Source organism: candidate division WOR-3 bacterium (assembly GCA_011052815.1).
GTDB lineage: Bacteria > Hydrothermota > Tepidihabitantia > SM23-42 > SM23-42 > DRIG01.
The window spans coordinates 1-9,052 of sequence record DRIG01000070.1; the positions used below are offsets into that span (position 1 = coordinate 1).

Sequence of the window (9,052 nt, forward strand, 5' to 3'; positions counted from 1 at the left end):
GTATTCGAAATATTGCCCATTGGCTCTTAGAAGATTTAAGAACCAGTCTTTTTGAGCCTCACGAAATCGAAACCGCTAGAACCCAACGATTCCAGATTCGCTTTGATACTTCTTGATAAAGCCTTCAGCTCTGGGTTTATCCCCCAAATAACTCTTAAAATAAGTATACAAAATATGAGGGAGTCGTCTACCCTTTTGTTTATCCCCTGTAAAATCTTACAATTTAACCCACCAATAACCTTAAAAAACCAAAAATCAACAATTTGATTCGTCAGAGCTGGTCAGTTGTAGTATATCTTGACTTCTCTTGTTTCTTCGTTATAATCTAATCAATGGGTTATATGAAATATGCCTTCATCGCCCTGGTCGGCTGGGGATTCTGGGCAATCGGAAGTAAACTTATGACGCGCCACTTCAATACGGTAAGCACCACATTCTGGCTTTCTTTCTGGTCCATCGTATTCCTGGCGATTTTCCTCATATTCAAAAAGAACTTGATGGTAAACCGCTATGTCTATCATACCATACCCATAGGAGCAATCTCCCTCATCGCGATTCTGGCGTTTTACAAGGCATTAAAGCTCGGCCCGGCGTCGGTCGTGGTTCCTTTCACGAATATGTATGTAATCTTCCCGGTGCTCTTCGGCTTTATCGTGCTCAAAGAGGCGATAACAACAACCAGGGTCATCGGGATTATCTTCGCCATCCTGGCGACCATTTTTCTTTCATTATGAAGTTGATAATTTACGAAGACCATCCCGGGAATTTCGCTCCGCTCGTTAATCTCTATCCCCAGTTCAAATTGCGGATCGGAATGAAAGATATCGCCGGACACATCGTCTCTTATTATCCCGGAGTGAAGACGCAATTTATCGGTCGGAGTTTCTTTAAACTGAAGAAAGTCAAACCGGCCAGTCCGACCATCTATTTATCAGCCCGGGCACTTCCTCTGCAGCGGATCAAGAGTTTAAAAAAAGAGGTGAAGTTCACCATAAACAGAGAGGTGATAGGTTTTATAAAACAGAAACCGCCGTTTCCTGAAACCATCAAGGAGGTCAATGATTGTTTTAAGCGGATTAAAGAAAGTCGGGAAATTAAAGGGTATCTTTTGAACGATATCTGCGATTTGATTAAATATAACGACACTCTCTTGATTCAGCACTTTGATACTTTAAAGGAAAAAGGTGTAATACCGAAAGGCGTTTCCATTCTGGGGGATAAGAGGAATCTATGTGCGGCAAAGAAGGCGGTATTGCATAAAGAAGTTTTCATCGATCTCAGTGATGGACCGGTTTTTATTGATGAAGGAGCAGTGCTCAGACCGTTCACCACAATCATCGGGCCTTCATACATCGGACCGGGAACGATCATTGAGCGTGCCAAGATAATAAAATCGAGCATCGGAGCGGTTTGTCGGATAGGCGGTGAAGTTGAGGCTTCAATTTTTCAAGGATATGCGAATAAATATCATGAAGGATTTATCGGCCATTCGTTCATCGGTGAGTGGGTGAACCTCGGCGCCCTGACGACAAACTCGGATTTAAAGAACAATTACGGTTCTGTACGGATTCGGATTGACGGAAAAGAGAAGGATTCCGGGATGATGAAGTTGGGTTGTTTCATCGGCGACCACACAAAGACAGGCATCGGTACTCTTATTCCTACAGGTGCGGTCATCGGCAGTTTTGTGAATTTCTTCGGCGGCGGGATGATGCCCAAATATGTTTCCTGCTTTAGATGGCTTACCACTGAAAAAGAAGAAGTATACAAACTGAAGAAAGCGATTGAGACCGCGAAGGTTGTTATGGCGAGACGCGGAGTTGCCATCTCACAGCAATATGAAGATTTAATTAAAAATACCTACAGATGGCGAGATTCGTTGTAGCAATCGACGGCGGAGCAGGCACAGGAAAGAGCACGACAGCGAAAGGGGTTGCAAGAAGACTCAATTTTTTTTATCTCGACACCGGTGCGATGTACCGCGCCGTCACTCTGAAATATCTTCAAAACAGTTCCCGGCTTGAGCCCATTGATATGGCGGTGATTAAAAAGATTATCGCAGAGACGGAGATCGACCTGCGCCAGGAGGGTGATCAAAATCACGTGTATCTCGACAAAAAGGACGTTACTCTTGAAATCAGAACCCAGGCGGTCAACAGGGCGGTGTCTCCGGTTTCCGCTGTCCCTGAGGTGCGTGAATGGATGGTGGCGAAACAGCGTGAGGTGGCGGAGGGTAAAAACGTCGTTTGTGAAGGCCGGGATATCGGTACGGTCGTCTTTCCCGATGCCCAGGTAAAGGTCTTTTTGACCGCGGATCTGGAAACCCGCGCCCAGAGGCGGTTGCTGGAATTGAAGACAAAAGGGATTGATGCGGATTATGAAGATGTTATTGAAAATCTGAAATTCCGCGACAGGTATGATTCGAGTCGAACCCACTCTCCATTGAAAAAAGCTTCAGACGCGGTGGTTGTGGATACCACTGATTTAACAATAGAAGAAGAGATCTCAGTGGTTGAAAAACTTGTCCGGGAAAGATTGGACGCCGGATAATTTTTCTAATCTTTTTTCATCCCCTTAATGATTGTTATGACTGTTTTCTTGTCTTCAGGATTGTACCACGTCAAATCCGGTAATTTATTGAACCAGGTGATCTGCCGTCGGGCATAATTTCTTGTTCTCTGTTTTGCCTTTTCTATTGCTTGTTCTAAGGTCATTTTTTTCTCGAGGTACTCAATTATCTCTTTATAGCCTATTGTGCGAAGTGCATTTGATTGGGGGTTGAATCCCTTTTTCAGAAGAGATTTTACTTCCTGTACCAGGCCGTTTTTAATCATGGCGTCAAAGCGGGTGTTGATTCTTTGGTACAGTGCATCACGCGGGATGTTCAACCCGACATACCATGGTTGGAATTCCGATTTTCTGCTTTTCTTTTTTATTAACCTGCTTAAGGGTTTACCGGTTATCTCGTAGACCTCAAGTCCCCTTATTATACGTTGTTTGTCTTTTGGATTTACCTTTTGCGCCCATTCAGGGTCGATCTTCAGAAGTTTTTCATAAAGATGTTCTATTCCTTTTTCCTTAATGATTTTGATTAATTTTTCTTTAATCTGTTGATCTGATTCAGGAAGTTTATGAAGAGGATGAAAGAGCGCTTTGATGTATAGTCCTGTGCCTCCGCAGATGATAGGTATCTTGCCCCGCGAATAGACCTCTTTTATCTTCGATTCGGCATCGCGGGCGAATTGACCGCAGGAATAGTTGTCGTCCGGATGGATGAAATCGATCAGATGGAAGGGGACTGTTTTCCGCTGTCGGGATGTCGGTTTCGCCGTACCGATATTGAGGTATTTGTAGATCTGGCGGGAGTCGGCTGAGATGATTTCACCCCCGGTTTTTTTTGCAATTTCAACCGCGATGTCGGTTTTACCGACAGCAGTTGGTCCGACGATGGTGAGGATTTTCATAAAGACGAATTACAGATAGACTCCCATGGAGGCGAACAGTTGAAAGACCTGGGTTTCGAAGATGATGACCGTCATACCACCGAGACTGAGAAACGGTCCAAATGGAATAGGACTCTCCCGACTCTGATGTGTTGATATTACATAGATTACACCCAATACGGCGCCTGTAAAAGCACCGATAAATATTGAAACGAGAATAAAGGGAAAGCCTACAAAGGCACCGATCATTGCAGTAAGATATACATCCCCCATTCCCATGACTTCTTTTTTATAGACCCGTCCGCCGATCACTCTTATCAAGAGTATCAGACCGCCGCCGAAGATGAGTCCCACCAGACCGGGGAGAAAATTTCCTTTTATTATCTGAAAGAGTAAGCCGGCTGCAATACCGGGAATGGAGATCACGTCGGGAATGACCTGGTGCGAGAAGTCGATTCCCGATATCACTATGAGTGCGCAGAAAAAGAATATATAGAAAAAGAAGGCGACGGTTAGATTGTATTTGATAAAGAGATAGAGAAAAGCACAACCGGTGATCAATTCAACGAGCGGATAACGGATTGATATGGGTTGTCGGCACCCCGAACATCTTCCTCTGAGGAGTATGAAACTCACGATGGGGATGTTTTCGTACCACTTAATAGGTTTTTTACAGCGGGGACAGAAGGAACCGGGTGTGATGATTGATTTACCGAGGGGGATTCGGTAGATGAGAACGTTGAGGAAACTACCGATGGCTGTTCCGAAGAGAAAAGAGAATATGTAGGAAACGATTATCAAATCTGTTTGTCTTTAAGACTGAAATAGACAGAGAATGAATCGAGACACTTCTTCATGTCGGTGATACTGTTTGTGACGAGCTCGATTATTTCTTTATGTTGATAATTATTCAGCTTCGGCAAGGAGAGCGCCGCTTTTTTGACACCCGGCACCACGGAAGAGAGTATAATGTCCTGTTCAGCGAGACTGATGAAAATATCCGCACGGTTTAGAGGATCGCGGAATTCTTTTTCGAGAATTATACTGTGACCGATATCGACCAGAGATTTCGTTACACTGTAAAAGAGATATTTTATCTTTTCGATGATCTTCGGACATTCGGGTTTGGTGAGCAGTTCCGGTATTTTAACCAGTGATTCTATCTCTTCTAAATTTTTACTCAGGTTCTCGTAAAGTGATTTGAATCTTTCCAGGTCCATACTTTATTATACATCTATCAGATAAATTGTCAACTTTGAATAACGAAAGGAGGGGAGTTCAGACCCCTCCTTTCATCTATATATAATTATCTCTTTTTCTTCTTTTTCTTTGTTGTCTTTTTCTTTTTTGTTGTCTTTTTCTTTTTTGTTGCCTTTTTCTTTGTCTTTTTCTTCTTTGCACCACACTTCGGCATTATTACCTCCTTTTATAAAAGATTATAATCATAATTAAAAAATTGTCAAGAATTTTTTGTGGATTTTTTTGATGTCAGTGCTATTGACTTATTGTTTTATTTGATTATGATTTCATATGTTGGCTTTTGTGCTTTGTATTTTATTGAACACCAATACAATTTATGTGGGGGAACTCGACGGCGTGATAAGCCCGGCGAGCAGTGCATATTTACTGCGGTTGATAAATATTGCGGAAGCCCAGCACGCAACCTGTTTAATCATAAAACTGGATACTCCGGGCGGACTTGACATCTCTATGAGAAAGATCACCAAACGACTGCTCAATACCGAAGTTCCCGTTGTCGTTTACGTCGCACCGAAAGGTGCACGGGCTGCATCGGCGGGCGTTTTTATTCTCTACGCCGCTCATATCGCGGCGATGGCACCCGGTACAAATGTCGGAGCGGCGCATCCGGTGAGCATGGGAGGAGAAAAGGTCGACAGTGTAATGCGGGAGAAGGTGACGAACGATGCCGTTGCCTATCTCAAGGCGATCGCGAAAGAACGCGGTAGAAATGAGGAGTGGGCGGAAAAAGCGGTTCGGGAAAGTTCTTCCATCGATGCCGAGACCGCTTTACAGAAAGGTGTCTGTGAAATAATCGCCGAAGACATTGAAGACTTGAGAGCTAAGCTCAACAAACGGGTTGTCGAGACGAAACAGGGTGAGGTAACGTTGGTTACTGAATCCGCTGATGTGAAAAAAGTTTCAATGACCCTGAAAGAGCAACTGCTGCTTCTTTTGACCAACCCCAATATCGCATACGTACTTTTGCTTTTAGGTATTTACGGTCTTTTCTTTGAACTTCAGAATCCGGGCATGATCTTTCCGGGGGTGGTCGGAGGCATCTGCATAATTCTGGGATTTTATGCCTTACATCTTCTCCCGGTTAATTACGCCGGTGTAGCATTGATTGTTCTCTCGGCGATATTGTTTATTTTAGAGATTTATGTTACGTCACACGGACTTTTAACGATAGGCGGTATCGTCTCACTGCTTCTCGGATCTTTGATTTTATTTGAAAGCGATGTATCTTATTTAAGATTATCCTGGGAGGTTATTGTGATAGCAATTTTGATTATTGCAGCCTTTTTTATCTTTTTGATAAGCTTAGGAATACATGCACAATTTAAGAAGAAAGCAAGTGGTAAAGAGGGGTTTGTCGGTAAAACCGGAACAGCGAAAACCGATATAACCGCAGCAGGGGGTACGGTGTTTGTGCACGGCGAATACTGGAACGCCGTGTCAGATAGAACGATAAAAAAAGGAGATAAGGTAAAAGTCATAGAAGTGGACGGTATGACTTTAAAGGTAGAAAAGATATAATCTTTTAAGCAATAGTATTCTATGAGTCTGTTCTTTTTTCTGGTGGGGGTGTTTGAAACCCAGCTTTTTCCCGGTAATATTTTCTTCGAGGAGCAGTTTAATCCTGCCTTGATAAATAAGGAAGAGTTCACATTGGCGGTGCGGATGGAATCACATTTTTCCCTGCCCGCAGTGCGTACTTACAGCCTTTATTCGACTTTGAAATCGTACAGCATAAATTGCATCAGTTTCGGTAACGAACTTTATAAAGAGAACACGGTGAAAACCGGCATAATCTTCCCCTTTAATGGAAGATTGAAATTCGGATTTAATCTGGGTTTACTTAATTACTGGATAAAAGAGAATTGTAATCGTTTCAGTTACACTGTGGGACTGGGAGTCAGATACAATTATGCCTCGTTTCAGTGTGACGGTTGGGTCAACAACATAAACTTCCCGCGTTTTTCTGATTACGATTACCTGCCGTTGACCTATTCCGTACGGACAAGCTATTCAGGTGAAAAAAATTATTCGTTCAATTTCGCGGTACGCGGACAGGGATCAGAATTGCCGTTCTTTAATCTCGGCTTTTCGTATTGTTTCTACAGACTCGCCACACTCGGTGTCGGGGTGAATACGGCACCGGTATATCTGGAATATCTTTTTTCTTTTTCGCCCGGTAAACTTATAGTCGGTTATGCCGGCAGGAATCATCAGGATCTCGGGTTGTCTCACTCATTCAGTATAGGATTCAATCTATGATTCTTCTGTTTTTTCTTTTCGGTTTTACGGACGAAATCGGTATTTTCGAGATCGAGGAGTCTAAGGATCTGGAGATTATTCTTCAGGATATAGAGTATCTTCAACAGGTGCCGCTTGACATCAACACCGCAAGCGTGGAACAGCTCAGTATGATCCCTTACTTGTCTCTGTCTGAATGTATGAAGATCGTGGAGTATCGGAAGGAAAGCGGTGGATTCGATTCTGTACAGGATTTGTTACGGATTCCGGGGTTCGATCTTTTTCTTTTACAGAAGATAAAGCCGTATATTACCATAAAGATGAAAATACGAAAGCCGGGAAAATTCCGCAGCCGACTTCGTTTCAAAAGTCGACTTCCCGGAGGAGACGGTGCCGAAGAGTACTACACTAAAAGCGAATTTTACAACGGACAATACGATGTCTTCCTGGTAACGGAGAAAGACCCGTATGAAAGTTCTTTTTTCGATTATTATGCGGCCGGAATACTGATAGACGAGGGAATCAGACGGTTTGCACTGGGTAAGTACAACCTGGACCTCGATCCCGGCGTGGTCCTTTCTCCTCTCGGTTCTTTTTTTAATGCAATGGATTTTCGTTTGATAAACCAGGAACGCGGACTCATCCCTTACACTTCAGTACTGGAGAACAACGGTTTTTTCGGAGCGGCGCTGAGTGATTCCTTCCTGGTGAGATTTACGGCTTTCTATTCGAATCAGAAGCTCGACGGCAGAATCGACAGTACGGGTTTTGCCCGTTCTTTCGACGAAACCGGTGATCACACAGATTCACTCTCATTGAGCAGAAAAGACCGGATTAATGAAGAAATATTCGGCTACGACGTGAGGTATCGATTTTCGAATCTTCTTCTCTCAAACAAAAGTTACCTGTGTAGATACACTCCTCCGTTTGTGTGTGCGGATTCTTTTAATGACTTTTACGGAGATGAATTTTTTATCAGCGGTCTGGAGATGAAGTACATCGAAGATTTCTTTGTGGTGTTTTCAGAAGTCGCCCGTTCCCATCGGAATCAAACAGGAGGGATTTTCGGATTTATCGGTTATCTTCCATACGTGGATTTCAATCTCGCCGGTAAGTACTTTCCTGCAGGTTTTTATTCACCGAAAGGAGTCGAGGCACGGGAAGATTATCTTGGAGGCGTTCTTGATATGGCGGCGTCGCCGGGATTTATAAAGATCGGTACGACCCTGACTCTTGATAATGATATCGATGATGATTCAGTGCGCTACGGCATAAAGTTGAATATTGAAAAGCGGAACAGTCTTGTGCGATTGAAGATGCAATTCAGAGTACGTTTCCGGGAACGGGTGAAAGACCTTTCCGGTTCACGGGTGTTTTTACGGATTACGCCCAATAAGTTTATTTTCTTCGACGTGCGGCTCGAAGAGAAATACGTTGATACGGAAACAGGGACGGAAAAGGGGCTTTTGGGCGCACTCGAGATGGGGGTGGAATATAGACGGGTGAAGTTGAGAGGTCGATACGGAAGATTCGACACTGATTCTTATGATGCGAGAATATTTGCGTATGAAATTGACCTGCCGGGGGTGATCAACAACCGAATGCTTTATCAAAAAGGAGATTACGGTTTTGTATATATGTCGGTTAAACCGACCGATTTTCTTAAGTTCACTCTGAAGTATTGTGTCGTAACCCGTGATACGGTTTTCAGCAGACAATTCGGCTGTCAGTGTGATATCACTTGGTAAAAAGGGAGACGGAGAAACGGGGAATGGGAGAAACGGAGAATGGGAGAAGGGGTGCAGGAAGAGATTCTTCAGTCGTCTGCCTCGGGCAGATTCCTCAGACGTCGTCCTGAGTGAAACGAAGGAATGGCAGAAGGGCGAAGGGTAAAGGGGATGGAGTCAGAGAAAATCTGACCGGCTATCTTCATAACATCCTCAACTTTCAACAAAGAAACAGCGCCGGCATATTTTTATTATCTTATAAGCAGGAATTTTTCACTCACCTGTTTATCATTCTGTTTAAGCACAGTAAAATAGACACCACCGGCTAACTTGCCGATTTCAACCATTTTCTGATAATCACCAGGCAGATAAAAGCCCTGCTCA

Annotated in this window: 9 protein-coding genes; 6 read left to right on the plus strand and 3 right to left on the minus strand. The window is 43.6% G+C overall.

Going from position 1 to position 9,052, the window contains the following annotated elements; genetic code table 11:
• Window positions 1-332 precede the first annotated feature (332 nt).
• The 3 genes from ENI34_06575 to ENI34_06585 are packed head-to-tail and all read left to right on the plus strand — an operon-like array spanning window position 333 to window position 2,550.
• The gene (locus ENI34_06575) at window positions 333-734 is read left to right on the plus strand and encodes a hypothetical protein (GenBank protein HEC78791.1); all 402 of its coding nucleotides are present in this window, start codon (window positions 333-335) and stop codon (window positions 732-734) included.
• On the plus strand, window positions 731-1,885 hold the full coding sequence (locus tag ENI34_06580) for a hypothetical protein (GenBank protein HEC78792.1): 1,155 nt from the start codon (window positions 731-733) through the stop codon (window positions 1,883-1,885). The genes ENI34_06575 and ENI34_06580 overlap by 4 nt, the downstream gene beginning before the upstream one ends.
• A complete protein-coding gene (locus ENI34_06585; GenBank protein HEC78793.1) occupies window positions 1,867-2,550 on the plus strand; it encodes a (d)CMP kinase in 684 nt (227 codons plus the stop codon). The genes ENI34_06580 and ENI34_06585 overlap by 19 nt, the downstream gene beginning before the upstream one ends.
• Before the next feature lie 5 nt (window positions 2,551-2,555).
• Here the strand turns inward: ENI34_06585 and miaA are convergent, their stop codons facing one another.
• From miaA to ENI34_06600, 3 genes are read right to left on the minus strand one after another with little or no spacing between them, the layout of a single operon-like run.
• Entirely contained in the window at window positions 2,556-3,464 is a 909-nt protein-coding gene (miaA, locus tag ENI34_06590; GenBank protein HEC78794.1) for a tRNA (adenosine(37)-N6)-dimethylallyltransferase MiaA, read from the minus strand.
• A gap of 9 nt (window positions 3,465-3,473) precedes the next feature.
• Window positions 3,474-4,244 carry a prepilin peptidase gene (locus tag ENI34_06595; GenBank protein HEC78795.1) on the minus strand — a complete coding sequence of 257 codons (771 nt, stop codon included), beginning with the start codon at window positions 4,242-4,244 and terminating at the stop codon, window positions 3,474-3,476.
• Entirely contained in the window at window positions 4,241-4,663 is a 423-nt protein-coding gene (locus ENI34_06600) for a hypothetical protein (protein HEC78796.1), read from the minus strand. The genes ENI34_06595 and ENI34_06600 overlap by 4 nt, the downstream gene beginning before the upstream one ends.
• Window positions 4,664-4,973: 310 nt before the next feature.
• Between ENI34_06600 and ENI34_06605 the strand changes: the two genes are divergently transcribed.
• Genes ENI34_06605 through ENI34_06615 form a run of 3 tightly spaced genes read left to right on the plus strand, consistent with a single transcriptional unit; the run spans window position 4,974 to window position 8,689 of the window.
• Window positions 4,974-6,221 (plus strand): nodulation protein NfeD, encoded by a 1,248-nt coding sequence (locus ENI34_06605; GenBank protein ID HEC78797.1) that lies wholly within the window; start codon window positions 4,974-4,976, stop codon window positions 6,219-6,221.
• A gap of 21 nt (window positions 6,222-6,242) precedes the next feature.
• Entirely contained in the window at window positions 6,243-6,962 is a 720-nt protein-coding gene (locus tag ENI34_06610; GenBank protein HEC78798.1) for a hypothetical protein, read from the plus strand.
• Window positions 6,959-8,689 (plus strand): helix-hairpin-helix domain-containing protein, encoded by a 1,731-nt coding sequence (locus ENI34_06615; protein ID HEC78799.1) that lies wholly within the window; start codon window positions 6,959-6,961, stop codon window positions 8,687-8,689. Before ENI34_06610 ends, ENI34_06615 begins: the two co-directional genes overlap by 4 nt.
• The last annotated feature ends 363 nt before the right edge of the window (window positions 8,690-9,052 follow it).